18 protein-coding genes and 1 tRNA gene are annotated in these 26,072 nt (G+C 69.6%); 11 read left to right on the top strand and 8 right to left on the bottom strand.

What is annotated here, in order from left to right; all coding sequences use genetic code 11:
• Positions 1-1,063: 1,063 nt before the first annotated feature.
• From LX88_RS08945 to mfd, 4 genes are read right to left on the bottom strand one after another with little or no spacing between them, the layout of a single operon-like run.
• Complete coding sequence (locus tag LX88_RS08945) at positions 1,064-4,234, bottom strand: S41 family peptidase (RefSeq protein ID WP_258947266.1); 3,171 nt, start codon at positions 4,232-4,234, stop codon at positions 1,064-1,066.
• Positions 4,235-4,263: 29 nt separating this feature from the next.
• Complete coding sequence (locus LX88_RS08940; RefSeq protein ID WP_258947265.1) at positions 4,264-5,184, bottom strand: nucleoside triphosphate pyrophosphohydrolase; 921 nt, start codon at positions 5,182-5,184, stop codon at positions 4,264-4,266.
• A complete protein-coding gene (locus tag LX88_RS08935) occupies positions 5,181-6,122 on the bottom strand; it encodes a hypothetical protein (RefSeq protein WP_258947264.1) in 942 nt (313 codons plus the stop codon). The genes LX88_RS08940 and LX88_RS08935 overlap by 4 nt, the downstream gene beginning before the upstream one ends.
• A 14-nt stretch (positions 6,123-6,136) precedes the next feature.
• Positions 6,137-9,706, bottom strand: a complete 3,570-nt coding sequence (gene mfd / locus LX88_RS08930) for a transcription-repair coupling factor (RefSeq protein WP_258947263.1) — start codon at positions 9,704-9,706, stop codon at positions 6,137-6,139.
• A gap of 153 nt (positions 9,707-9,859) precedes the next feature.
• Between mfd and LX88_RS08925 the strand changes: the two genes are divergently transcribed.
• Together LX88_RS08925 and LX88_RS08920 are read left to right on the top strand one after the other, a co-directional pair.
• On the top strand, positions 9,860-10,393 hold the full coding sequence (locus LX88_RS08925) for a DUF4291 domain-containing protein (protein WP_258947262.1): 534 nt from the start codon (positions 9,860-9,862) through the stop codon (positions 10,391-10,393).
• Between the two features lie 7 nt (positions 10,394-10,400).
• The gene (locus LX88_RS08920) at positions 10,401-11,510 is read left to right on the top strand and encodes a PQQ-dependent sugar dehydrogenase (protein WP_258947261.1); all 1,110 of its coding nucleotides are present in this window, start codon (positions 10,401-10,403) and stop codon (positions 11,508-11,510) included.
• A 163-nt stretch (positions 11,511-11,673) separates the two neighbouring features.
• Here the strand turns inward: LX88_RS08920 and LX88_RS08915 are convergent, their stop codons facing one another.
• The gene (locus LX88_RS08915) at positions 11,674-12,273 is read right to left on the bottom strand and encodes a TetR/AcrR family transcriptional regulator (RefSeq protein WP_258947651.1); all 600 of its coding nucleotides are present in this window, start codon (positions 12,271-12,273) and stop codon (positions 11,674-11,676) included.
• A 33-nt stretch (positions 12,274-12,306) separates the two neighbouring features.
• Entirely contained in the window at positions 12,307-13,248 is a 942-nt protein-coding gene (locus LX88_RS08910) for an acyl-CoA desaturase (protein ID WP_258947260.1), read from the bottom strand.
• A 173-nt stretch (positions 13,249-13,421) separates the two neighbouring features.
• On the opposite strand from LX88_RS08910, the gene LX88_RS08905 reads away from it, so the two are divergent.
• From LX88_RS08905 to pth, 8 genes are all read left to right on the top strand, one after another.
• Entirely contained in the window at positions 13,422-14,561 is a 1,140-nt protein-coding gene (locus tag LX88_RS08905) for an alpha/beta hydrolase family protein (protein ID WP_258947259.1), read from the top strand.
• 88 nt (positions 14,562-14,649) lie between these two features.
• Positions 14,650-14,720: transfer RNA gene (locus tag LX88_RS08900), tRNA-Gln, on the top strand.
• Positions 14,721-14,734: 14 nt separating this feature from the next.
• On the top strand, positions 14,735-16,432 hold the full coding sequence (locus tag LX88_RS08895) for a GGDEF domain-containing protein (RefSeq protein ID WP_258947258.1): 1,698 nt from the start codon (positions 14,735-14,737) through the stop codon (positions 16,430-16,432).
• Positions 16,433-16,478: 46 nt separating this feature from the next.
• Entirely contained in the window at positions 16,479-17,951 is a 1,473-nt protein-coding gene (glmU, locus tag LX88_RS08890; RefSeq protein ID WP_258947257.1) for a bifunctional UDP-N-acetylglucosamine diphosphorylase/glucosamine-1-phosphate N-acetyltransferase GlmU, read from the top strand.
• 14 nt (positions 17,952-17,965) lie between these two features.
• Positions 17,966-18,937 (top strand): ribose-phosphate diphosphokinase, encoded by a 972-nt coding sequence (locus LX88_RS08885; protein WP_030482093.1) that lies wholly within the window; start codon positions 17,966-17,968, stop codon positions 18,935-18,937.
• Positions 18,938-19,437: 500 nt separating this feature from the next.
• On the top strand, positions 19,438-20,040 hold the full coding sequence (locus LX88_RS08880) for a 50S ribosomal protein L25/general stress protein Ctc (protein WP_090065506.1): 603 nt from the start codon (positions 19,438-19,440) through the stop codon (positions 20,038-20,040).
• A 62-nt stretch (positions 20,041-20,102) separates the two neighbouring features.
• The gene (locus LX88_RS08875; protein ID WP_258947256.1) at positions 20,103-20,609 is read left to right on the top strand and encodes a DivIVA domain-containing protein; all 507 of its coding nucleotides are present in this window, start codon (positions 20,103-20,105) and stop codon (positions 20,607-20,609) included.
• Positions 20,599-21,162: an aminoacyl-tRNA hydrolase gene (gene pth, locus LX88_RS08870; protein WP_258947255.1), complete on the top strand. Its 564-nt coding sequence runs from the start codon at positions 20,599-20,601 to the stop codon at positions 21,160-21,162. The genes LX88_RS08875 and pth overlap by 11 nt, the downstream gene beginning before the upstream one ends.
• 31 nt (positions 21,163-21,193) lie before the next feature.
• On the opposite strand, the gene LX88_RS08865 is transcribed toward pth, so the two are convergent.
• Positions 21,194-22,807 carry a fatty acyl-AMP ligase gene (locus LX88_RS08865; RefSeq protein ID WP_258947254.1) on the bottom strand — a complete coding sequence of 538 codons (1,614 nt, stop codon included), beginning with the start codon at positions 22,805-22,807 and terminating at the stop codon, positions 21,194-21,196.
• 100 nt (positions 22,808-22,907) lie between these two features.
• Between LX88_RS08865 and LX88_RS43560 the strand changes: the two genes are divergently transcribed.
• A complete protein-coding gene (locus LX88_RS43560; protein WP_308203427.1) occupies positions 22,908-24,254 on the top strand; it encodes a DivIVA domain-containing protein in 1,347 nt (448 codons plus the stop codon).
• Between the two features lie 27 nt (positions 24,255-24,281).
• Here LX88_RS43560 and LX88_RS08840 read toward each other — a convergent pair whose 3' ends face one another.
• Complete coding sequence (locus LX88_RS08840; protein ID WP_258947253.1) at positions 24,282-26,051, bottom strand: ABC-F family ATP-binding cassette domain-containing protein; 1,770 nt, start codon at positions 26,049-26,051, stop codon at positions 24,282-24,284.
• Between the last annotated feature and the right edge of the window lie 21 nt (positions 26,052-26,072).

Here is a 26,072-nt window from a genome sequence, read left to right as displayed (position 1 = left end):
GGACCCCCCGCGACCCAACGTACAGAGCAGGTCTGACACTCCGCCGAGGCCAAGGCAGCCCACGGATCGCACGCCATGCCGCAGGCGAGCCGTCCTTACCGCAAGGTCTGGGTGGGACCACCCCACCACCGCACCCCTCAAAGCAACGCAACTCCGCCCAAAGCAACAGGCGTGCCATCAACCCACGCGTGGCGCGGGCCGGTCTTTGATCAGATTGTGGGGGGTCTGGGGGGCGGAGTCCCCCAGGAAGCAGCGCAACCACACGCCCGCAACGCAACCACCTACGAACTCAAAACAGGAGCCCCCACCGAAACCTCAACCACAACCTCCTCAACAGGAGGCTCAGCCCGATCAACAGAAGGCTCAGCCCGATCACAAGGCGGCTCACCCGGCGAGGCAACCGGCGTCACCACCGGCGAAACCGGCTCCTCAGCCCGAGGCGCAGACGAAGGCGGAGCCTCGACAGGCGCTTCCCCCGGCGCCACAACAGAACCAGGCGCCTCACCAGGAGGCCTGGGGTCCACACTGGACACAACCGCAGAAGTAGTGGTAACCACCGGCGAAGCCGACCCAGAAGGCAAATTGGGCTCTTCCTCGCCAGGCCCAGCAGGCTCCCCAGGCTCATTCCGCCCAACGGCCACAGGCTTGGAAGAACTAACCCGGACAGTCTCGGTAACAGTGGCCCCAACCACCCGAGTCTGCGTAGCGGCACGACCAGCCCGAACCTCCCGAGCAGCCCCCTCCACCACCACGGTCTCAGTAACGGTGGCCAAAGAAACCCCAGCCTCGAACGGCTCAGTCCACCACTGGGACGAGGGCCGGACAGGCGGAGGCGCAGCCAGCGGCGCCTCCGAGGGCGACCCGGTCAGCGCGATCAACGCGAACATGCCGCCCAGCGCCAGGAACGGCACGACGACCACGGCCCCGAAGCATCCACGGCCACTGCGCGGCTCTTCACGATGACTCATCTCCAGCACACCCCCGAACGGTGAGAACTGTTCCATCTGGTTGATCGTCCACATGGAACAGTCCGTCACAGTTCTTTAGTAACACGATGGGGTGTTCATGCCAGCGGCGGCAACTCCGGAGCGTGAGCTGCGGGCGAAGATGAAAGAGTTTCCAGGGCCAGTGAGACTGCCTTCTCCAGCTGCGGGTCGCGTCCGGACACGCGGTCGGCAGGCGTCATGACGACCTCGATGTCGGGGTCCACGCCGTAGTTCTCGACCGCCCAGCCGTGTCCCTTGAAGTAGGACGCGTACCTCGGCTGGGTGACCAGGGTGCCGTCGACGAGCGTGTACATCATGTCGATGCCGATGACGCCGCCCCAGGTGCGCACCCCGACGACGGGGCCGATGCCGAGCTCCTTGATGGCCACGTTGACGATGTCGCCGTCGGAACCGGCGTACTCGTCGGCGACCGCCACTACGGGGCCGCGCGGCGCGTCCTGCGGGTAGGACTCGGAGGCCGTGTAGCCGCGGGCGACCGACCAGCCGATGACCTTGCGGCCGAGCTTTTCGATCACCAGCTGCGAGGTGTGGCCGCCGCCGTTCTCGCGGACGTCCAGCACGAGGGCCTCGCGGGTCAGCTCGACGCGCAGGTCGCGGTGCAGCTGCGCCCAGCCGGCGCCCATCATGTCGGGAACGTGCAGGTAGCCCACGCGGCCACCGGACTTCTCGTGCGTGAACGCACGGCGGTTGGCGACCCAGTCGTGGTACCGCAGAGGCTCCTCATCGGCCAGTGGCACCACCACGACCCGTCGCAGCTCTCCACCACCACCGGGCCGCACGGTCAGCTCGACCGGCTTCCCTGCGGTTCCGACGAGCAACGGGCCGGGGCCGGCCAGACCGACCGGACGACCGTCGACGGCCACGAGTGCATCTCCCGCGCGCACGGCCACGCCGGGCGCGCACAGCGGCGAACGGGCGTGCGGGTCGGACGTCTCGCCCGGGATCACGCGCTCGATGATCCAGTCCGAGCCGGAGCGGACCAGGTCGGCGCCCAGGAGGCCCTGGCGGCGGGACGCGGGCACGCTCGGCGCCGAGCCCCAGACGTACGCGTGCGAGGTACCCAGTTCGCCCTGCACCTCCCACAGCAGGTCGACCAGGTCGTCGTGGCTGCCCACCTCGGCCACCAGCGGCCGGTAGCGGTCCAGTTCGCCCTGCCAGTCGACGCCGCCCATGTCGGTGCGCCAGAAGTTGTCGCGCATGAGACGCCCGTTCTCGGCGTACATCTGCGCCCACTCCAGCGCGGGGTCGACGACGACCCGCACGCGGGAGAGGTCGATCTCCACGTAGTCGGCCGAGTCCTCGTCGGCCTTGCTGTCGGTCGGCACGACCCGCAGGTCACCGCGGTCCTCGACGAGCATCCGCTTGCCGTCGCCGGACACCGCAAACGCTTCCGCGCTGTCCGCCAGGCACTCGGTCTTCTGCTTGCCGAAGTCGTAGCGCTCCAGCACGGTGCGCGGCGGGCGCGCGTCCGGCGAGGCCAGGTTGTCCCCCAGCACGCCGAGCAACGGCCGGCGCAGCCACAGCAGACCACCGCGAGCCGCCTTCAGCGACACGTAGTCGGCGGCCGCGACGGGCACCGGCACGACGCGGTCGGCGAGGCCTTCGAGGTCGACCTTCGTCACCGGCGCCTTGTCGTCGTCGTCCTCCGAGTCCTTGTCCTCGTCGCCGACCGGGCGCCCGCCGTGCATCGGGGCGAACGGCGACGGCGTGGTGGCGGCCAGCGGCACGAGGTGCGGGCGGCAGCCGGTCGGGAACGACAGGTCGAACACGTGCGCGTCGTAGATCGGGTCGAACGTCCGGATCGACAGGAACGCCAGGTACTTGCCGTCCTCGGTGAAGGTCGGCGCGAAGTCGGCGAACCGCAGCGACGTCACGTCCACGACGGACAGGTCCGCCGCGTTCACCATCTTGATGTGCCGCAACGGGGTCGGGCCGGGGTGCGACCACGCCAGCCACGCCGAATCCGGCGAGAACGCGAGGTGCGTGACGTGCGCGTTCGCCCCGCGGACGACCTCACGCACCTCACCGGAAGCGATGTCCACCAACAACAACCGGCCGTCGTGCGTGGCGACGGCGACTCGCGAGCCGTCAGGCGCGGCGGCGAGCGACATGACTCGGCCGAGAGCACCGGAAGCGATGCGGCGAGCGGTGTTGCCCGGCTCGACACCGCCGACGGGCGCGATCTCCAGCGCCTCCTCGCCCTCGACGTCGGTCACCCACACCACGTGACCGGTCTCGCCGAGCACCTTCGGCAGCCGCGCCCGGACGTCGGAACGGTCGGCCAGCACCCGGACCGGGCCGTCGCGATGCGTCACCCAGTGCACGGAGCCGCGGACCTCGACGGCCGACGCGCGGCCGGTGTGGTCGACGCTGAACGACTCGATGTTGCCGGAAGCCTTGACGTGGCGCGGTTGCAGGCCGGTGCGCGGGCCGCCGAGCTTGATGTCGAGCTTGCGCAGGTCCTCCAGGCCGTCGAGCAGCCACAGTTCGCCGGCCTGGTGGAAGATCACCCGCGAACCGTCGGTGGAGGCGTTGCGCGCGTAGAACTCGCCCTCCGAGTGGCGGCGCAGGTCGGTGCCGTCCGGCAGCACCGAGTACACGCTGCCGACGCCCTCGTGGTCGGAGAGGAACACGATCCGCCCGCCGACCCACATCGGGTTCGACAGCGTCGACTTCAGCTCGGACAGGATCCGGGTGAAGTCACCGGAGCCGTCGGCGTCGACCCACAGCTTGCCCGCCGTGCCGCCGCGGTACCGCTTCCACATCGACGGTTCCTGCATGTAGCTGGACGACGTGACGACCTGGCCGTCCGGGCCGAAGGACACGTCGTTGACCCAGCCGTACGGCAGCACCTCGGACGGTCCGCCGTCCAGCGGAACGGCGTGCGCCCGCTTGCGGTTGCGCGACATCTGACCAGTGGTCGACACCGCCAGCACTCGCCCGTCCGGTGTCCACCCGGACACGGCTGTCCGGGCCACGCCCCAGTGCGTCAACCGCCGTGCCGGACCACCGTCCACAGGCGCCACGCGCACTTCCGGGGCGCCGTCGATCACGCTGGCCCACGCGAGATGCGTGCCGTCAGGCGAAAAACGGGGCGTACGGGCCGGAACCTGGTCAGCGGACGCGCGCCAGGCCCTTCCTCCATCGACGGGCGCGAGCCACACGTCGTCCTCGGCCACGAAGGTCACCAAGTCACCGCGCAGGTGCGGATACCGCAGGTAAGTCACGAGATCGACGTTAGCCCACGCCCACCGTTTCAGGAGGGCGAAAAACGCCGCCAGTCCTCAGCCGCAAGAGAATCAAGACCTTCGGCCCGTGCCTTGGCCTCCGCCTCGCGCACGTTCGCGGCGAAGCGGCGGCAGACCTGGCGCAGTTCCGTCTCCGGGTCCTCGCCCGCGAGCTTGGCGAGCGCGGCCACGGCGAACAACGTCGTGCCCGTGTCGTCGCCCTCCGGCAGCAGGTCGACGGGGAAGCCCGCGCGTTTGGTGCGTTGCACCAGCTTCGCGGCCAGCGCGACGGCAGGCTGACCCAGCGCGACACCGTCCACACTGGACTCGCGTTGCTTCTCGGCCTGCTTGAGCTCCTCCCAGCGGTGCTGCTGGGAGGTCGCGTCGTGCACGGCCGGGTCGTTGCCCTCGAAGACGTGCGGGTGCCGGCCGACGAGCTTCGCGACCAGTTCGGACGCGACGGCGTCGATGTCGAACGGGTCCTCGGCGGCCTCGGCCGCGACACGCGCGTGGAACAGCACCTGCAGCAGCACGTCGCCGAGCTCCTCGCGCATCGCGGCGCGGTCGCCGTCCTCGATCGCCTCCAGCAGCTCGAAGGTCTCCTCGACGAGGTACTGGCGCAACGAGTCGTGCGTCTGCTCGGCGTCCCAAGGACATCCGCCCGGCGAACGCAGCCGGTGCATGACGGCGGCCGCGTCGAGCAGCCCCGCACCCAGCGGCTCCGGAGTCGTGATCACGTGAGCGTCCGGGTAGGCGTCGGCCGAGGTCGCGATCACCACCGCGCCGGCCTCGACCACCGCGGGCGCGGGCCCGTCGACGCCCAGCGCGGACCAGGACTCCAGGGGTACGCCCTCACCCGCGTAGACGGCCTCGGCCGTGCGCAACGCGGGCAGGGCGGCAGCGGGCAGCACGGCGCCGAGTCGCTCGCTCAGGACTACGACAGTGATCAAGACTTGTTCTCGGCCGCGGTCACGCCGACGAAACCGGCCCTCTCACCGGCATTGCCGACGACCTGCGCGTTGGTCGGGTCCCACACGCCGTAGCGGGGGTTGACCTCGATCTTCAGGTCGGCGGTCAGGAACTGCGCGATGCGCAGGCCGAACGCCGCGAGCAACTGCGGGTCGATGCGCTCGATCAGGTCCTCCTCGCCCGGCGTGGGCGAGACCTTGTTGCGCTCCTTGACCAGCGCGACCATCCAGCTGGACTGCTGCTCGTCGGCCGGGAAGGCGACGACGGTGCCGGGCTTCACACCCCACAGCATCGTGTGCACCAGCGACGGGTTCTCGGTGACGCGGACCCGCTGGTTCGTCGAGGACGCCTGCTGGCCGCCGGTGGTGCGCGGGGCCTCCTGCACGAACCGCGACATCTTCGAGGGGTCGGCGGTGACCTCCGCCGCCTTCTCCTTGGCTTCCTTCGGGTCCTGGACCTGGAAGAAGTCGATCACGACCTCGAGCGTGGAGAGGTTGCGGCGGGCGAGCTCACCCATCACCAGCACGTCGCGCTGACGGCGGTAGATCGTGGTCTCGTCCTGCTCGCTCTGCTTGGCGGCGGCCTCGGCGCCGCCCTTCTCCTTGATCGCGTCGTACACCTTGGTCTCGTCGACCGTGATGTTCTCGCGCTGCGCCGCGGTGGCCGCGAGCCGGTGGCTGATCTCGTCGGCCAGCACGAGCTTCGAGACCTGGTCGAGCTTGCCCTGGTCCTGCATCTGCTGGGCCGCGGGCTCCTTCTTGAGCACCTTCACGGTGCGGTCCTGGACGGTCTGCAGGCCGATCGCCTGGTCACCGACGATCGCGGCCGAACTGGCCTTCGCGGGCCCGGTCGCGCATCCGGTGGCGAGGAGCGCCACGGCCACACCGACCAGCGAGAAACGCTTCAGAACAGTGCTCACGAGGATCTACCCTCTCACGCCTTGGTGACTCCGGTCACGGGAGTCCCCGCGAGTGAGTTCAGGAACGCACCGCACCAGTCCAGCAGCTCCTGGTCGCGCAGCTGAGGTGCGCCCATCCGGCCGCCCGCCGCTCCCTCCGTCGGCCTAGGCACGGTGACCGTGCCCATGGACTGCTTGTAGACGGCCTTCGGGAACAGGCGCCGCAGCCTGACCAGCTGCGAGTCGAGCAGGTCCAGCTTCGCGAACCGCAGGTTCTGGCCCATCGCGATCACCTCGGTGACCCCGTGGCGGCGGCAGGCGTGCCGCAGGCGGGCCACGCCGAGCAGGCGTTCAACCGGCTCCGGCGGCGTGCCGTAGCGGTCCTTGAGCTCGTCCCAGACGGACGTCAGCGCGGCCTCGTCGGCGGCGGCCGCGATCTTGCGGTACGCCTCCAGCCGCAGCCGCTCGCCCGGCACGTACTCGTGCGGGATGTGCGCGTCGACCGGGAGGTCCACGCGGACCTCGGCGAGCTCCTCCTCGACCTCGCCGCCGTCCGCTCCGGCGTGCTTGCGGAACGCCTCGACGGCCTCGCCGACCAGCCGGATGTACAGGTCGAAGCCGACGCCCGCGATGTGCCCGGACTGCTCGGCGCCGAGGATGTTGCCGGCGCCGCGGATCTCCAGGTCCTTCATGGCGACGGCCATGCCGGCGCCGAGCTCGGTGTTCTGCGCGATCGTCGCGAGCCGGTCGTGGGCGTGTTCGGTGAGCGGGGTCTCCGGCGGGTACAGGAAGTACGAGTACCCGCGCTCGCGGCCACGGCCGACGCGGCCGCGCAGCTGGTGCAGCTGCGCCAGGCCGAGCAGGTCGCCGCGCTCGACGATCAGCGTGTTCGCGTTGGAGATGTCGAGGCCCGTCTCGACGATCGTGGTGCAGACGAGCACGTCGTACTCGCGTTCCCAGAACCCCTGGATGAGGTGTTCGAGCTTGTCCTCGTTCATCTGGCCGTGCCCGGTCACGACCCGGGCCTCCGGCACCAGCTCGCGGATGCGCTTCGCGGCCTTCTCGATCGTCGAGACCCTGTTGTGCACGTAGAAGACCTGGCCGTCGCGCATCAGCTCGCGCCGGATCGCCGCGCCGACCTGCTTGTCGTCGTACGCGCCGACGTAGGTGAGGATCGGGTGCCGTTCCTCCGGCGGGGTCAGGATCGTGGACATCTCGCGGATGCCGGCGAGCGACATCTCCAGCGTGCGCGGGATCGGCGTCGCGGACATCGTCAGCACGTCGACGTGCGTGCGCAGGGCCTTGATGTGCTCCTTGTGCTCCACACCGAAGCGCTGCTCCTCGTCGACGATCACGAGGCCCAGGTCCTTGTACCGCACGCTCTTCTGCAGCAGCCGGTGCGTGCCGATCACGATGTCGACCTCGCCGTCCGCGAGGCCCGCGATGGTCTGCGCGGACTCCTGCGGGTCGGTGAAGCGGCTCAGTCCCTTGACCACCACGGGGAACTGGCGCATGCGCTCGGCGAACGTGTTGAGGTGCTGCTGGGCGAGCAGCGTCGTCGGCACCAGCACGACGACCTGCTTGCCGTCCTGCACGGCCTTGAACGCCGCGCGGACCGCGATCTCCGTCTTGCCGTAGCCGACGTCACCGCAGATGACGCGGTCCATCGGTACGGACCGTTCCATGTCGGCCTTGACCTCGTCGATCGCGGCCATCTGGTCCTGCGTCTCGGTGAACGCGAACGCGTCCTCCAGCTCGCGCTGCCAGGGCGTGTCGCTCGCGAAGGCGTGGCCCGGGGCGCTCTGCCGCGCCGCGTAGAGCTGCACCAGCTCGGCCGCGATCTGCTTGACCGCCTTGCGCGCCTTGGACTTCGTGTTCTTCCAGTCGCTGCCGCCGAGCTTGTTCAGCGTGGGCAGCTCGCCGCCGACGTACCGGCTGACCTCGTCGAGCTGGTCGGTCGGCACGAACAGCCGGTCGCCGGGCTGGCCGCGCTTGGACGACGCGTACTCCAGGACCAGGTACTCGCGGGTGGCAGACGCACCGACAGTGTCTTTGGTAGTGCGCTGGACCATCTCCACGTACTTGCCGATGCCGTGCTGCTCGTGCACCACGTAGTCGCCGGCCTTCAGCGCGAGCGGGTCGACCGCGTTGCGCCGCTTGGACGGCATCTTGCGCATGTCCTTCGTGGACGTGCCGCCGCGACCGCCGGTCAGGTCGGTCTCGGTGAGCACCACCAGCGCGAGGTCCGGCAGCACGAACCCGTCCTCGAGCGAGCCGCGCACGACCGTGACGGTGCCCGCTTTCGGTGCCTCGTCGAGGGATTCGACGCAGACGGCCGAGAGTTCGGCTTCCTTCATCCGTTCGACGGCGCGCTGCGCGGTACCGGCGCCGGGCACGACCAGCACGGCCGCACCGCCCGTCGCCGTGTGCGCCTTCAGGTCCGCGAACGCCCGATCGACGTCGCCCTGGTAGGCCTCGACCGGCTTGACGTCGAGGTGCACGACGTCCCTGGCGTCGCTGGTGAGCTGGCTGAGCGTCCACCAGGGACGGTCGCCTGCCTTGGCGTGCTCGGAGATCTCGCCGAGGCCCTGGTAGCCGCTGCGGCCGAGGTCGATCGGCGCCTTGCCGCCCGCGGCGGCCGCCATCCAGGACGCCTCGAGGAACTCCTGCCCGGTGCGCACCAGGTCGGCCGCGCGGGCCCGGATCTTCTCCGGGTCGTTGAGCAGGACGTGCGTGCCCTTCTCGACCACGTCCGTGAGCAGCTGCAACTCGTCCGGGCAGAGCGCCGGGATGAGCGCCTCCATGCCCTCGACCGCGATGCCGGCCGAGATCTTCTCCAGCATCTCCGCGAGGTGCGCGTCCGACCGGTGCTCCTCGGCCAGCTCGGCCGCGCGGTGCCGGACGTCGTCGGTCAGCAGCAGCTCACGGCACGGCGGCGCGACGAAGTCGGTGACCTCCTCGGGCAGCGATCGCTGGTCCTGCACCGAGAACGGCCGGATCTCGCTGACCTCGTCGCCCCAGAACTCGACGCGGTACGGGTGCTCGGCGGTCGGCGGGAAGAGGTCGAGGATGCCGCCGCGCGTCGCGTACTCACCGCGCTTCTCGACCATGTCGACGCGGCTGTAGGCGTTCTCGGCGAGCGTGGTGAGCAGCTCCGCGAAGTCCTGCTCCTCGCCGACCTTGAGGTGCACGGGCTTGAGGTCGCCCAGCCCCGGCGCCATCGGCTGGATGAGGCTGCGGACCGTCGTGACGAGGACCTTGATCGGGTTGCCCTCGGGGTGCTTGAGGCGGCGCAGCGTCTGCAGGCGCGCGCCGACCGTGTCCGCACGCGGGCTCAGGCGCTCGTGCGGCAGCGTCTCCCAGCTGGGGAAGAACACGACCTTGTCCGGGCCGATCAGGTCCTTGAGGACGTTCGTCAGCTCTTCGGCCTCCCTGCCCGTGGCGGTCACGGCCAGCACCGGCCTGACCGTGGACAGCGCGGCGGTGACGAGCGGGCGGGCGGCCAGCGGACCGTCCAGCTCCAGCTCGGGAACGCCCGCCGATTCGATCAGCGTGCGGAGGGCTTTGTCGGGCAGGACACCATCGAGCAGGCCGAGCAGCGGCATGTGAGAAACCCCGGTCGAGTGCGGAATGGGCGCGCGATGTGCGAACGCCGACAGACCCCTGCCTGGGACGAGGGGTCTCACCACCCACCATAGCTCGTTCCGCGACCACTTATCGGGTGGCTCGAGCACGGCCCCAGCAGGCACCCTGTGCACGTGTCAACGAGAGAGATCAGGGCTGACTACGACGATCAGTCCATAGTGGTTTACCAGGCCTATTCGCCCGCGATCGCCGGCCCCGCCGTGGCCGCGCAACGGTTCGTGCCGCCGTTCAAGCTGGAACGGATGACGTGGATCAAGCCGTCGTTCCTCTGGATGATGTACCGCTGCGGCTACGCCCGGAAGGAAGGCCAGGAGCGGGTGCTGGCCGTGCGCATCACCCGTACGGGGTTCGATTGGGCCGTCTCCAACGCGGTCGAGAGCAGCATCAAGGGCAAGCCTCCGGTGCGCGTGCAGTGGGACCCGGAACGCGGGCTGAACCACGAGGCCCTCCCCCACCGGTCCATCCAGATCGGGCTGACCCGCGAAGCCGTCGACATGTACGTCAACGAGTGGACGGTCGGCATCACCGACGTGACGGCCCTCGCGCACGAGGTTCACGAGAAGGTGCGGGCGCGTGACCTGGACGGAGCGCGCGCGTTGCTGCCCGTTGAGCGGCCTTACGGAACCTCCACCGCACAGAACGCATAGTTGGGACATGCGCGCACTCGTTGCTGCTGGGTTGGTGCTGGTCGTCGCGGCGTGCTCGTCGCCGGAACCGGGCGGCAACGCGCCGTCCAAGGCTCCGGCACCGCAGGGCCTGAAGGTCGAGGAGGTCGCGGGCGGCTTCCAGCACGGCTGGGACATCGGGTTCCTGCCCGGCGGTGCGCTGCTGGTCACCGAACGACCCGGCGGCGTCAAGCTGGTCAGGAGCGGCCAGGTCACGCCCGTCGACATCGACCTGACCGACCTGCAGGCGCGCGGCGAGGGCGGCCTGATGGGTCTGGTGGTCCACCCCGACGACCAGCGCTTCACCGTTTGCTACAACACGTCCCGGGACGTGCGGCTGGTGACGTTCCGCCTCGACGGCACGAAGGCGACCAAGACGAAGGACCTGCTCACCGGCATGCCGTCGAACTCCAGCGGGCGGCACTCCGGCTGCCGGCCGACACTGGCCCCGGACGGCTCGATGTTCGTCGCGACCGGCGACATCGCGCAGGCCCGCAACCCGCAGGACCGCACGAGCCTCGGCGGCAAGGTGCTGCGGATCGACGCCGAGACCGGCGAGGGCGCGGCCGGCAACCCGTTCGTCACCTCCGCGAACGCCAACGAGCGCCGCGTCTACACCTACGGCCACCGTAACGTGCAGGGCGTGGTGTTCCGGCCGGACGGCGAGCAGGCGTTCTCCAGCGAGCACGGCCCGAGCGTCGACGACGAGGTCAACCTGCTGAAGAAGGGCGCCAACTACGGCTGGGACCCGTCCGAGGGCGGCACGAAGGGCGGCTACGACGAGAGCGTGCCGATGACCGACCTGCAGCGGTTCCCGGACGCGGTGCCGGCGGTGTGGTCGTCCGGCTCGCCGACCGAGGCGATCTGCCAGGCGGCGTTCTGGAACGGAAAGCTCGCGATCACCGCCCTGAAGGGCTCGAAGCTGATGCTCTTCACGCTCGACCAGGCCGGCAAGGTGCAGGACGTGAGCGTCCCCGAGGAGCTGAACGACAAGTACGGCCGCCTCCGCGCCGCCCGCACCGCGCCGGACGGCTCGCTCTACCTCACGACGTCGAACGGCACCGACGACAAGCTGCTCAGGCTCACCGGAACCGGGTGAAGCCCGTCCGAGCCGTTCGACCCCTCGACGAACGGCTCGGACGCCGAGCTTCACTGGAACCATCGCTCGGGCGCACCCGGACCGTTTCACCGTCGAAGGCGGATTAGGCGCCCTGCACTAACGCCGGACCCGTGATGCGTGCAGATGCACTAAGAACAACAGCTCACGAACGGCTGCGCAGCTTGGGCTTGTGCTCCATCGCCGACAACCCGTTCCACGCGAGGTTCACCAGGTGCGCCGCGACCTCGTCCTTCTTGGGCTTGCGGGCCTCCAGCCACCACTGCCCGGTCAGCGCGACCATCCCGACCAGCGCCTGCGCGTAGAGCGCGGCGAGCTTGCGGTCGTAGCCCTGCTTGGCGAAGTGCAGCCCGAGGATGTGCTCGACCTGCGACGCGATGTCGTTGAGCAGGGAGGAGAACGTGCCGGAGGACGACGCGACGGGCGAGTCGCGCACCAGGATGCGGAACCCGTCGGTCGAGCCCTCGATGTAGTCGAGCAACGCGCAGGCGGCCTGTTCGAGCAGCTCACGCGGGTGCGCGCCGACGTCGAGCGCGTCGACGATCTGGTCCATCAGGCGCTGCATCTCGCGGTCCACGACGACGGCGTAGATGCCTTCCTTGCCGCCGAAGTGCTCGTAGACGACGGGCTTCGACACGCTGGCGCGGTGCGCGATCTCCTCGACCGAGGTCGCGTCGAAGCCCTTCTCGGCGAACAGGGCACGGGAGACGTCCAGGAGCTGCTCTCGGCGTTCCTTGCCCGTCATCCTGACCCTGGCCATCGAGTCAGCCTACAAAGGTCACTTCTGCGCGGTGATCCTGGCCAGCCGCTGTTCACTCGGCCAGCGGACGTGCGTGGCCCAGCCGAGCTTCTCGTACAACCAGATCACGCGGGCCGAGATGTCGATCTGGCCGCGCCGCACGCCGTGGCGCGCGGAGGTCGGGTCGGCGTGGTGCAGGTTGTGCCACGACTCGCCGAAGCTCAGGATCGCCAGCGCCCAGACGTTGGCCGAGCGGTCGCGGGCGGCGAACGGGCGGTCGCCCACCATGTGGCACACCGAGTTCACCGACCACGTCAGGTGGTGCAGGAACGCGACGCGGACCAGACCGGCCCAGAAGAACGCCGTCACGCCGCCCCAGACCGACCACGTGACCAGGCCGCCGAGAACGCCCGGCGCGGCCAGCGAGATCGACGTCCACAGCACGAAGTGCCTGTCCACCCACACCACGTCCTCGTCGGCCAGCAGGTCCGGCGCGAAGCGCTCGTGGTTGGTCTTGTTCCGCTGGAAAAGCCAGCCCATGTGCGCGTGCCAGAAGCCCTTGGCCAGCGCCGCGGGCCCGGTGCCGAACAGCCACGGCGAGTGCGGGTCGCCCTCGCGGTCGGAGAAGGCGTGGTGGCGGCGGTGGTCGGACACCCAGTCGAGGACGGGCCCCTGCAACGCCATCGAGCCTGCGATCGCCAGCGCGATCTTCAGCGGACGCCTGGCCTTGAACGAGCCGTGCGTGAAGTAGCGGTGGTAGCCGGTCGTCACGCCGAGGCCGGAGAGGTAGTAGAAGACGACGAAGAGCACCACGTCGACCCAGCCGAGGCCCCAGCCCCACGCGAAGGGAACAGCGGCCAGCAGCGCTAGGAGGGGAACGACGACGAACACGTACACGCCGAGCTGTTCGGCGTTGTTGCGCCGCTTGCCGAGCAGGGGTTTGGGGCCGTGGCCGGTGGCCCGGTCCATGGTCGAAGTCATCCAGAACCTCTGAGGGGTGAGGGGACCGACGTACCTACGCGACCGTAAGTTACGGAAGCGTAGGTTAGGTCCCCACGCCGTCGCCACGCCCCGCGTGGAAAATCACGGGCAGTTCTCAGGATCAGCACGTTGTGTCGCATGGAATCGAGACCTCGACCCGGCATCATCGAACGATGGCCAGACGCAAGATCATCCGGATCACCGCGACCTCGTTGCTCGTCCTGCTCGTGCTGGTCACAGCGGCTCTGGGCGGCGTCGGGTGGTACTACAGCGGCGAGCTGCTCGAACCGGAGGAGGTGCCGCGGCGCCACCCCGAGACGGCACTGGGCGTCGACGACAAGAACGTCGTGCTCGCCGAATCGAAGCTCACGCTGCAGCGCGGCACGTTCGGCATCGTCTGGCCCGGCGGCACCGCGAAGGTCGGCGACATCGCGTCGACCAGGAACGGCCGCGTGGAACGCCCTCTCCTGGAAGGCACCGCACCGCCCGAGGGCACCAAGGTGCGCATGGAGACCAACGTCTACGAGGGCAACCCGAAGACGTCGCTCGGCCTGGTCTTCAGCGACGTCGCCATCCCGGGCGAACTCGGCGACATGCCCGCGTGGTTCGTCCCGGCGTCGAACCCGGACACGTGGGTCATCACCGTGCACGGGCGTGGCGCGTCGCGTGAGGAGGCGCTGCGGGTGGTTCCGCAGTTGCACGGCGCGGGGCTGCCCGTCCTGCTGATCACCTACCGCAACGACCCCGGCGTCCCGAAGTCGCCGGACGGCCTCTACCACCTCGGCGACACCGAGTGGCACGACGTCGAGGCCGCCATCAGGTACGCGCAGGCCAAGGGCGCGAAGAAGGTCGTGCTCTACGGCTGGTCGATGGGCGGCGCGATCGTCGGCCAGACGCTCGCCCGGTCCGGCCTCGCGGCGGCCGTGAGCGGCGTCGTGCTCGACTCCCCCGTCACGAACTGGACGCAGACGCTGAACCTGCAGGCGGAGAACCGGGGCGTGCCGACGTGGCTCACGCCGGTGGCCGAGGTCGTGTCCGGCTGGCGCGCGGACATCGACTTCGACCGATTCGACCTGGTCCGCACCCCGCCCGCGCTCAAGCCGCCGACGCTGCTCGTGCACGGCTCGGCGGACGGCACGGTGCCCGCCCAGTCGTCGCGTGACCTCGCCACCGCGGCGAACGGGCTCGGGTGGCCGCTGCAGTACGTGGAGATCCCCGGCGCCGATCACACGTCGGGGTGGAATGTGGCGACGGACACGTATCGCACCGCGCTCGGTGACTTCCTGACCAGGTCAATCGGCGCCAAGCCGTGATCTTGAACTGAGCCGTGCGAGTGGTGGTTGGACAAGAAGCGGACCACTCGTGACAACATGTGCCCTGAGCGGACGCGAGTTCGCTCATTCCGCCATGGTGTAAAGGCAGCACCTCTGATTTTGGTTCAGATGGTCCAGGTTCGAATCCTGGTGGCGGAGCTGGGCACGAGTCAGTGTGGTCTTTGGGAGGTGCGAAGCTGCCCGAGGAAACGGTCGACGAGCAGGGCAACGTGGGCCACCGCCATCACGAGATGTCCGACGCGTGGCTGGTCGGTCGCGCGTCCGAACTGGTCGCCGTGGCCCAGAGCAGCCACCTCGCCGCGCAACTGGACGCGGCGACCGAGATCGACCGCATCCTCGCCGAGGCGCAGGGTCGCGGAGAGCCCCGCATCGTCGCGCAGCTGCTCAGAGCCGCGGCCGTGGTCAGGCTGGTCACGCCCGGCCTCGTCGACATGTCCGACCCGCAGCTCGACGAGATGCTCGCCCACTGCCGCCGCCACGGCCTGATCGTGCTGGAGGCGGACGCGCGAGCGTTGCGCGGACGCCGGTTCCTGCTGGGCAACGCCGAGGACAAGGCGCTGACCGAGATCGCGTCGGCGCTGGCGATGATGCTCGACGAGGAACCCGAGGTCGACCCGGTCTTCGACAAGCGGATCTGGGACCAGCTGCTCGCCACGACGCTGCAGGACATCGCGCTCGTGCTGACCCAGCTCGGCGTCTACGAGATGGCCGACGACGTGCTGGCGGGCGCCAACAACGCGTTGCGCGAGAGCGGCCAGCCGCACCAGATCTACGTCCACCTGGTCAACCGCGCCCGGCTGCGCATCGGCTGGGGCCTGCGCCTCGAACGGGTGAACCTGCACGACGCCGCGCACGAGCAGTTCAAGGTCGCCTCCGGGCTCGCCGAGGCCGCCGAGGTGCCGTTCCGGCAGTCGCTGCACCCCGGCCGGCGCGACCTCGACGCCGCCGAGCAGGTGCCGATCCTCGGTGCCGCCCACGCGCTGACGAACCCCAGGGAAAGCCACCTCGACCGGCTCTGGTCGTTGCGCGGCCTGTCGATGTACGCGCGAGAACTGATCATCGTCGCGATCGCACTGGCACGATGCCTCGTCGAGGCGAACCGGCTGGACGACGCGCTCAAGGTCCTCGACGACACGCGCACGCAGATGGAGCACGACACGTCGGAACCGTCGCTGGTGCTGTCGCTGGAGCGCGAGTACGCGCACATGTGCGGGCCGCACACGACGTCCGCGCTGCAGGCCTACAACGCGGCCCTGGAGCTGGAGCTGTGGCAGATGCGGGAGTCCCGCGTGGCCACACTGCAGACGCGCCGCGAACACGAAAGGCTGACGCGCGCGCACGGCCAGATCGCGCAGCAGGCGTTGCAGGACCCGTTGACCGGCCTGCCGAACCGCCGCGCGCTCGACGACAAGATGGGCGAACTCATCGCCGGTCAGGTCGACCCGTTCTCGATCGCACTGGTCGACCTCGACGGGTTCAAGGGCGTGAACGACCGCCATTCGCATGCCGACGGTGATGATGTTCTCCGGGTGATTGCCAGCACACTCCGGCAGGCCCTGCGGGGTGACGACATGGTGGCCCGCTACGGCGGCGACGAGTTCGTCGTGCTGCTGCCGGGGGCCCCTCTGCACGCCGCCGAAGCAGCACTCGGCCGGGCCGTGGATGCGGTGGCAGGCTTGCCAATCGACCTCTCCCGGGGCGTGACGCTGTCGGTCGGCGTCATCTCGCTGCGCCCCCGCGAATCCGCCAACCAGGCCCTGTCGAGGGCTGACTCGGCGATGTACGTGGCGAAGCGCCAAGGTGGCTGCCAGGTAGCGGCGGTGGCGGGGGAGCCGTCCGCGGAGGCCTAGGCTGGTCGCGGACTTCGAAACACCCAGCCTGTTAGGGAGAGCATTGATGCTCGAGGGCCCTGTCAGCACGGTCGTGCTCGCCGCCGGGGAAGGCACCCGCATGCGGTCGTCCACGCCCAAGGTGCTGCATCGGATCGCCGGTCGCTCACTCGTCGAACACGCGGTGCGCGCGGCGGCCGGCACAGACCCCGACCACCTGGCCGTCGTCGTCGGTCACGGCCGTGAAGCCGTCACCGAGCATCTGGAGACCCTGGCCGGGACGCTGGGCCGCAAGGTCACCGTCGCGGTGCAGGCCGAGCAGAAGGGCACCGGTCACGCCGTCTCGTGCGGCCTGGCCGAGCTGCCGCACGACCTGGCCGGCACGGTGATCGTCAGCTACGGCGACGTGCCGCTGCTCGACACCCGGACGTTCACCGCGCTGCTCGCGGAGCACCGGTCCGCCGGCAACGCGGTCACCGTCCTGACGGCCGTGGTGGAGAGCCCCACCGGGTACGGCCGGATCGTCCGCGACGCGGACGGCACCGTGCAGCGGATCGTCGAGCAGAAGGACGCCGACCACGCCGAGAAGCTGATCAACGAGATCAACTCCGGCGTCTACGCGTTCGACGCGGCGGTGCTGCGCGACGGCCTCTCGCGACTGTCCACCGACAACGCGCAGGGCGAGCTCTACCTGACCGACGTCCTGGGCATCGCCCGCGGCGACGGCAAGCGAGTGGGCGCGCTGATCGCGTCCGACCCGTGGCTGGTCGAGGGCATCAACGACCGCGTGCAGCTCGCGGCCGTCGGCACCGAGATGAACCGCCGCATCGTCGAGGGCCTGATGCGCGGCGGCGTGACCGTCGTCGACCCGGCCTCGGTGTGGGTGGACGCGGGCGTGCAGGTGGGCCAGGACGCCCTGATCGAGCCGAACGTGCAGCTCCGCGCGGGCACGGTGATCGGAGCCCGGGCGACCGTCGGCCCCGACACGACGCTGTCCGGCGTGACCGTCGGCGAGGGCGCCTCGGTGATTCGGACCCACGGCAGCGACTCGGTGATCGGCGACGGCGCGTCCGTCGGCCCGTTCGCCTACCTCCGCCCCGGCACCTCCCTGGGCGTGAAGGGCAAGATCGGCACGTTCGTCGAGACGAAGAACTCGCAGATCGGCGACGGTTCGAAGGTCCCCCACCTGTCCTACATCGGCGACGCCACGATCGGCGACCACAGCAACATCGGTGCGGCCTCGGTGACCGTCAACTACGACGGCGTGAACAAGCACCGCACGATCGTCGGATCCCATTGCCGCACCGGCTCGGACAACATGTTCGTAGCACCGGTGACCGTGGGCGACGGCGCGTACACCGGCGCGGGCACCGTCCTGCGCCGCAACGTCCCACCGGGCGCGCTCGCCGTGTCCGGAGGCCCGCAGCGCAACCTCGAAGGCTGGGTCCTCAGCCGTCGTGAAGGCACGGCGGCCGCTCAGGCGGCAGCCGAGGCCCTGGCGAAGCAGAATGCCGACGAGAACACAGAGGAGGGTCGCTGACCGTGAACCCGCAGATGCCCGGCACACCGAAGAAGAACCTGATGCTCTTCGGCGGGCGTGCCTACCCGGAGTTGACGGAAGAGGTCTCGAAGCACCTCAACGTCACGGTGACTCCTCAGTCGGCCTACGACTTCGCGAACGGCGAGATCTTCGTCCGCTTCGAGGAGTCCGTCCGAGGCTGTGACGCCTTCGTCATCCAGTCGCACACCGCGCCCATCAACCAGTGGCTGATGGAACAGCTGATCATGGTCGACGCCCTGAAGCGGGCCTCCGCCAAGCGCATCACCGTGATCATGCCGTTCTACCCGTACAGCCGCCAGGACAAGAAGCACCGAGGCCGCGAGCCCATCTCCGCCCGCCTGGTGGCAGACCTGTTCAAGACCGCGGGCGCAGACCGCCTCGTCTCGGTCGACCTGCACACGGCCCAGATCCAGGGCTTCTTCGACGGCCCGGTGGACCACCTGTGGGCCATGCCGCTGCTGGCGGACCACATCCGCGGCAAGTACGCGGGCCACGAGATCACCGTCGTCTCCCCCGACTCGGGCCGCACCAAGCTGGCCGAGAAGTGGGCGGACACCCTGGGCGGCACCCCGATCGCGTTCATCCACAAGACCCGAGACCCCCTCCGCCCGAACGAGGTCGTCTCGAACCGAGTGGTGGGCAAGGTGGAGGGCCGCCTCTGCATCGTGATCGACGACATGGTCGACACCGGCGGCACCATCGCGGGCGCGGTGAAGCAGCTCCTCAACGAGGGCGCCTCCGACGTGGTCATCGCCGCCACGCACGGCATCCTCTCCGGCCCCGCAACCCAGCGCCTGCAGGACTCGGGCGCCCGCGAGGTCGTGTTCACCGACACGCTGCCGATCCCAGCGGAGAAGCGCTTCCCGAACATGACAGTCCTGTCCATCGCGCCACTGCTGGCACGAGTGATCCAGGAAGTGTTCGAGGACGGCTCCGTCACGTCGCTGTTCGACGGCAACGCCTGACCCAGCAAGCCCGATGGGGCCTCCCGCAGTCCACAGGACGCGGGAGGCCCTTTGCTTTCCGCGAAGCCGAAGGCGAGCCGTCCTTCCACGCGGGCCAAACGCACTCTCAACGCAACAGGCAGCCGCCCAACGCAACAGGCGTGCCATCAACCCGCCCGTGGCGTGGACCCCCTGATCAGATTGCCGGGGTCTGGGGCAGAGCCCCAGGGGAAGCACGCAACCGCAAGCCCGCCGCCCGCAAGGCGACCACCCACAGGGTCGCGAACCGCCCCAACAAGCCACCCCGATTAACACCCACCCCGCCCACTCACCTACACTGGTCGGGTTGCCTCGGCGAGGGCGAGCTTTCCAGCTCAACGTGATCGACGCGGTGGCTCGATGCCGCGCGTGTTGAAGTCATCCGTGTGCTGCTCGCCACCGCTGGCCACCCCCTAGCTGATCCGCTGATACTTGTGCACCGCCCCGACGTACAAGGCCAGACTTGTAAGGAGTACCCCACCGTGTCCGAGGTCCGTCTCGCCGCTGAGCAGCGCACTGAATTCGGCAAGGGCGCCGCCCGCCGTACCCGTCGCGCCGGCAAGATCCCCGCGGTGCTCTACGGCCACGGTTCCGACCCGAAGCACCTGGCCCTGCCGGCGCTCGAGTTCGCCCGTGTCGTCCGTGAGCACGGCCAGAACGCTGTCCTCACCCTCGCCCTTGACGGCGCGGCTGAGCTGGCGCTCACCAAGACCGTCACCACGCACCCGATCAAGAACTACATCGAGCACGTCGACCTGCTGCTCGTGAAGCGCGGCGAGAAGGTCACCGTCGAGGTGCCGCTGGTCATCTCGGGCGAGCCCGCTTCGGGCACGCTGCTGACGCAGGACCTCAGCACGATCCAGATCGAGTCCGACGCCATGAACATCCCGGACCAGATCGAGCTGTCGATCGCCGGTGTCACCGCGGGCACGCAGATCCACGCCAGCGACCTGACCCTGCCGGCCGGTGCCGTGCTGATCACCGACGCCGACGCTCTCGTCGTCGCCGTGAACGAGGCGCCGTCCGCGGCGCAGCTCGAGGGTGACGAGGCTGCTCCGGCGGCTGAGGCCACCGAGGAAAGCTGAGCCCCATCACGTCGGGCCGAAACGACGGCGCGTCACCTCCTCACAAGGGGGGCGGCGCGCCGTTGCCGTACCTGCGGCCCGCAGACGTCCGGTCGAAGACCTTCCGCCGCAAGCGGCAGGGTTACGACCCGGACCAGGTGAACGAGTTCCTGCAGATCATCGCCGACGCCCTGGCCGGTCGTCTCCGCCTCGACCCGGACCACGTGCGCACCGTCAGGTTCGCCACGGTCCCGAACGGCTACGACCCGCTCAGCGTCGACGGTGTCCTGCACCTGCTGGAGTTCCAGGTCCGCAACGGCATCGTGCCGCCGACGGGCCTGAGCTCCGGCGAGGACCTGTACGCGCGCAAACTCCCGAGGTCCAGCACCGGTTACGATCGCGCCGAAGTCGACGCCTTCGTCATCCGTGCCGCCGCCAACCTGGACGGCCGGGGTGCCATGACCTCCACCGAGGTCCGCAACACCCGGTTCAGCACCACGTCCGGCCTGCTGGGCAAGGGGTACCAGGTGCAGGCCGTGGACACGTTGCTGGACGATCTCGAGCAGGAGTTGCGGTTCCGTGGACGCTGACCTCGCCCTCATCGTCGGGCTGGGCAACCCAGGCCCCAAGTACGAGGGCAACCGCCACAACATCGGTTTCCTGGTCCTCGACGAACTGGCCGCCCGCGTCGGCGGCAAGTTCAAGGCCCACAAGTCGGGCGCCGAGATCGTCGAGGGCAGGCTGAGCGGCCACCGGGTCGTGCTCGCCAAGCCGCGCAGCTTCATGAACCTCTCCGGCGGCCCCGTCGCGAGCGCCGTGAAGTTCTTCAAGCCCACCACCATCGTCGTGGTCCACGACGAGCTGGACCTCCCGTTCGCCGTGCTGCGCATGAAGCTCGGCGGCGGCGACAACGGCCACAACGGACTCCGCTCCATCACGAAGTCCCTGGGCACCAAGGACTACCACCGCCTCCGCTTCGGCGTGGACCGCCCGTCCGGCCGCCAGGACCCGGCCGACTACGTCCTGAAGGACTTCTCGACCGTCGAGCGCAAGCAGCTCGCCCTGGAGATCGACCGGGCGGCGGACGCGGCCGAGGCCCTCGTGACCAAGGGCCTCGAAGCCGCGCAGAACACCTTCCACTGAGCCACTGGTGGCCCGGCGACGTTCCGGGCCGCTAGACCAGAGCAGCCGCGGCAGACCGCCTCAGCTTGCCGGAGGGCGTCTTGGGCAGCGTCCCGGGTGGCTGCACCACCACCGCGAACGGCCGCAGCCCCACGGCGTCCACAACCCGAGCCGTGACCTGCTTGACCAGAGCCCTCTCGGCCTCGGCGTCCCCGGCCAGCTTCGACTCCACCACGACGGCGAACCGTTCGCGCTGCGTCCCGGCGTCCAGTCGCACGGCGACGGCGTTGCCGGGCCGCACCCCGTCCACCGAGCAGGCGGCACGCTCCACATCGGTCGGGTAGATGTTCCGGCCGCCCATGATGATGACGTCCTTGCGGCGCCCGCAGACGACCACCTGGCCGTCCTCCACCACGTACCCGACGTCGCCGGTGGACAGCCACCCCTCGGCGTCCTGTGTCGCCAGTGGACCGTTCACCGTGAGGTAGCCGGGTGTGACGGCCTCACCGCGGACCTGGAGCTCACCGACGTCGCGGACGCCCAGCACCTCACCGGAGTCCGACACCACCCGCAGTTCCAGCCCCGGCAACGGCGGCCCCAGCAACGGGAACGCGCGCCCGTCGGCAGCGGGCACGGCCTTCTTGTCCGCCTCCACCGCGTCCGCGTCCACCACGTCCACCGACAGTCCGGTGAACAGAGGCGCGAAAGCCACACCCAGAGTGGTCTCCGCCATGCCGTAGGCGGCGAGGATCGACTCCGGCCGCAGCCCGAACCGCGCCCCGGCGTCCACGAACGACCGCACGGCCGCCGGGTCGATCGGCTCGGCGCCGTTCAGCGCGAGCCTCAGCGAGGACAGGTCGAAGGAATCGGACGAGGAAGCGAGCCGGCGCGCCACGATCGCGTAGGCGAAGTTCGGCGCGGCGGTGATCGTGCCGCGGTGCCGGGTGATCAGGTCGGCCCACAACGTCGGGCGCGACAGGAAGTCGACGGGTGTGACCTTCACCAATTCCAGACCGAACAGCATGGGGACGGTCAGGAACCCGACCATGCCCATGTCGTGGAACAGCGGCAGCCACGAAACCATGACGTCAGAGGCAGGATCCAGGGCCGCCGCGACGCGCATGCCCTCGGCGTTCGCCATAAGATTGCGGTGCGTGATGCGCACCGCCTTCGGATCGGCGGTCGATCCACTCGTCAACTGCAGCAGTGCCGTGGCATCCTCGGGGGTGGGAACAGGAGCAGAGATCGGTTCCGCATCGAGTTCGGAGAGCAGTTTGTAAGGCACTCCGTGCTGGTCGAGCACGGCAGCCAGAGCGTCAAAAGGGCTGCCTAGCAGGACCAGGTGCGAATCGATCATGGCGAGCACCCGCAGCGTGTCCTCGGCCCACTCGGCCAGGTCGGTGCGTGGTGTGGGTTGATGCAACATCGTGACGCTGCCACCACACAGCCATGCGGCTTGCACGGCTGGGGCGATCACGGCTGGTTCGGCGGCGAGCACGGCGATCGCGGTGCCCGGCGCCACGTCGAGCGCACCGGCCATCCGCCGGGCGCGTTCGTGCACCTCGGCCCAGGTCCGGCGGACTGGCGAGGCGGGTTCGCCCGTCGTCATGCCCCTGTCCCCGCCGCTGGAGGCCGTCGCCAGCATCACATCCACGAACTGACTCATGTTCGCGATCGTAGTGGCGCCGTTTGGTCCATCAGGGCGAAACGTTATGCCACACGAAACGCGATACTCCCCAGTACAGGTACGCAGGAGGAGGTCATTGGTGGATCGGGGCGGCCCCGGAGCGCAGCATTCTCTACCCGCGCATCCGGCACCTCTGCTCTCCGCGCAGGACGTGGCCCTGGTCGCGTTCCACCGTCCTCCGCGAGGTCAGCGCGGGTACGACGCGGCTGAGGTGGACGCGTTCCTCGACCGGGTCGAGGGCACCATGAAGAGCAAGGACATCCTCACGCGTGAAGACGTGCTCAACGTCAAGTTCAGCACCGCCACCCGGGACCCGGGCTACGACGTGAACGAGGTCAACGTCTTCATGGAACTCGTGGCGGACACGCTGAGGTCCACTCCGCAACGCGCGCAGGCCTCCGCGCCGGCCAAGGGCGCCCACGCCACGTCGCAGGCGATGAGACCCGCGGTGCGACTGTCCCCTGACGACGTTGCCGCCGTGCGCTTCCACAAGCCAAGACCGGGGACCCGCGGCTATCACGAGGGCCAGATAGACGCGTTCCTCGACCGCATCGAGCAGACCCTGCGCGGCAGGGACAACCTGACCGCGCAACAGGTGCAGGACGCCGTGTTCGGCGAGACCGCGCCCGGCACGTTCGGCTACGACGAGGAAGACGTCGACACGTTCCTCGACCTCGTGGTATTGATGTTCGAGGTCGCTCCGCCGCCGCGCGACGCGGGCCCGCCGACCACGGTGCTCCCGCCGCTGCCGCAGCAACAGCAACGGCCGCAGCAGCGCAGTCCGCAACCGGATCCCCGCCCGCAGCAGGACCAGCGTCCCCAGCAGCCTCGACGCCCCCAGCCGGCCCCGGCGCAGCCCGCCCAGCAGCCCGCGCTGCAGAAGGCCATCGACTCGCCGAAGCTCACCGCGGCGGACATCCGCAACATCGCGTTCCACCGCCCTCCCCGCGGCCGCCGCGGCTACCAGGAGTCCCAGGTGGACGCGTTCCTCGACCGCATCGAGGCGACGCTGCTCGGCCAGGACAACCTGACCTCGAAGGACGTCCGCGACGTCCGGTTCTCGCGCCCGCTGATCGGCCGGCGCGGCTACGACGAGACCGAGGTGGACGGGTTCCTCGGCCAGATCGAGCAGCAGCTCTCCGGACCGGTGCGCAGCAGCATGCCGACGGTCAAGTCGTGGAAGGACTTGCGCCAGCTGCGGATTCCGCAGGCGGCGTCCGGGCAGCGCGGTTACCGCACCGCGCAGGTCGACCGGATGCTGGAGGAGATCGGCGTCGCGCTCGACGGCATGCTCGGGGCGAGCTCGGACGAGGTCATGAAGGCGCGCTTCAGCTACGCGTTGCTCTCCGGCCAGGGCTACGACACGTCGTTCATCGACGAGCTGCTGCCCCTGCTCGCGACCGAACTGCGCCGCCAGGGCAAGTAGCCCCGGCGGCGATCAGGCCGATACGGCTCAGCCCTCGACGGCCTCGGCCGCGACCATCCACTGGGCCTCCACGTCGGACTCCTCCGCCAGCACGGCACGGAGTTCGGCGTCGAGCTTCAGCAGCCTGGCGGAGTCGGTCGAGGCCTCGGCGAGCGCCGCGTGCAGCTCGGCTTCCTTCTTGTGCAGCACCTCGAGGCGCCGTTCCAGCCGGGCCAGCTCCTTGCGGGCGGCACGCTGGTCGGCGGCGTTCGAGGGTGCCTTGTCTCCGGACGGTCCGGTGGCGGACTCCCTGTCGCGCATCGAGTCGCGGCGCTTCAGGTACTCCTCGATGCCACCGGGCAGCTCGGTCAGACCGCCCTCGCCGAACAGCGCTACGACCTTGTCGCACACGCGCTCGACCAGGTAGCGGTCGTGCGAGATCACGACGAGCGTGCCGGCCCACGAGTCGAGCAGGTCTTCCAGCTGCTGCAACGTGTCGATGTCCAGGTCGTTCGTCGGCTCGTCGAGCAGCAGGACGTTCGGCTCGGCCATCAGCAACCGGCACAGCTGCAGCCGGCGCCGTTCACCACCGGACAGGTCGGAGACCGGCGTCCACTGCTTCTGCGAGGAGAAGCCGAACCGCTCGCCCAGCTGCGACGCCGACATCTCGTACTTGCCGAGCACGACGCGGCGCGCGACCTCCTCGATCGCCTCCAGCACGCGCATCGACCCGTTGAGGTCGAGCAGCTCCTGCGAGAGGTGCGCGATCTTGACCGTCGAGCCCTGGATCCGCTTGCCCGTCTCGGGTTCGCGCTCACCGGCCAGCAGCTTCAGCAGCGTCGTCTTGCCCGAGCCGTTGACGCCGACCAGCCCGATCCGCTCACCCGGCCCGATGCGCCACGTCAGGTCGCGCACCAGCACCCGGTCCGGAATGGACAGTGTGGCGTCCTCGACCTCGATGACCGTGCGGCCCAGGCGCTTCTTCGCGAACGCCAGCAGCTCGACGTTGTCCCGCAACGGAGGCACGTCGGCGATCAACGCCTCCGCGGCCTCGATCCGGTAGCGGGGCTTCGAGGTGCGCGCGGGAGCGCCGCGGCGCAGCCAGGCGAGTTCCTTGCGCGCCAGGTTCTGCCGCTTCTCCTCCAGCGTGTCCGCGAGCCGCTGCCGTTCCGCGCGCGCGTAGATCCAGTCGGCGTAGCCGCCCTCGTACTGCTCGACCTTTCCGTTCACCACTTCCCACGTGCGGTTGCAGACGGTGTCGAGGAACCACCGGTCGTGGGTGACGACGACGAGCGCGCACTTGCGGGCCAGCAGGTGTTCCGCGAGCCACCGCACGCCCTCGACGTCGAGGTGGTTGGTCGGCTCGTCCAGCACGAGGAGTTCGAGGTCCTGGATCAACGCCGCCGCGAGCACGACCCGGCGCCGCTCGCCACCGGACATCCGCGACACCACGGAGTCGAGGCCCAGCGCCGTGATGCCGAGTCCGTCCAAAATGGACCGGACGCGGGCGTCGGCGGCCCACTCGTGCTCGGCGTCGAACCCGAGCGGGTCGATCACCGCGTTGCGCACGGTCGACCCGTCCGGCAGTTCGGTCCGCTGCGTCACGACGGCCATCCGCAGGTCGCGCGACCGCGACACGCGGCCGTCGTCGGCGGGCTCCACCCCGGCCAGCACCTCGAGCAGCGTCGTCTTGCCACCGCCGTTCAGGCCGACGACACCGATGCGGTCGCCTTCGTTGACGCCGAGCGACACGCCGTCGAGCAGCGGCCGGACGCCGAACGACTTCGACACGGACTCCAGGTTGACCAGGTTGGCCATCAAAACCTCACGACTAGTAAG

The organism is Lentzea californiensis (assembly GCF_024648825.1).
GTDB classification, from domain to species: domain Bacteria; phylum Actinomycetota; class Actinomycetes; order Mycobacteriales; family Pseudonocardiaceae; genus Lentzea; species Lentzea californiensis.
The sequence above is the reverse complement of the archived record's forward strand: the minus strand, read 5'-3'. Positions and strand labels throughout refer to the sequence as shown.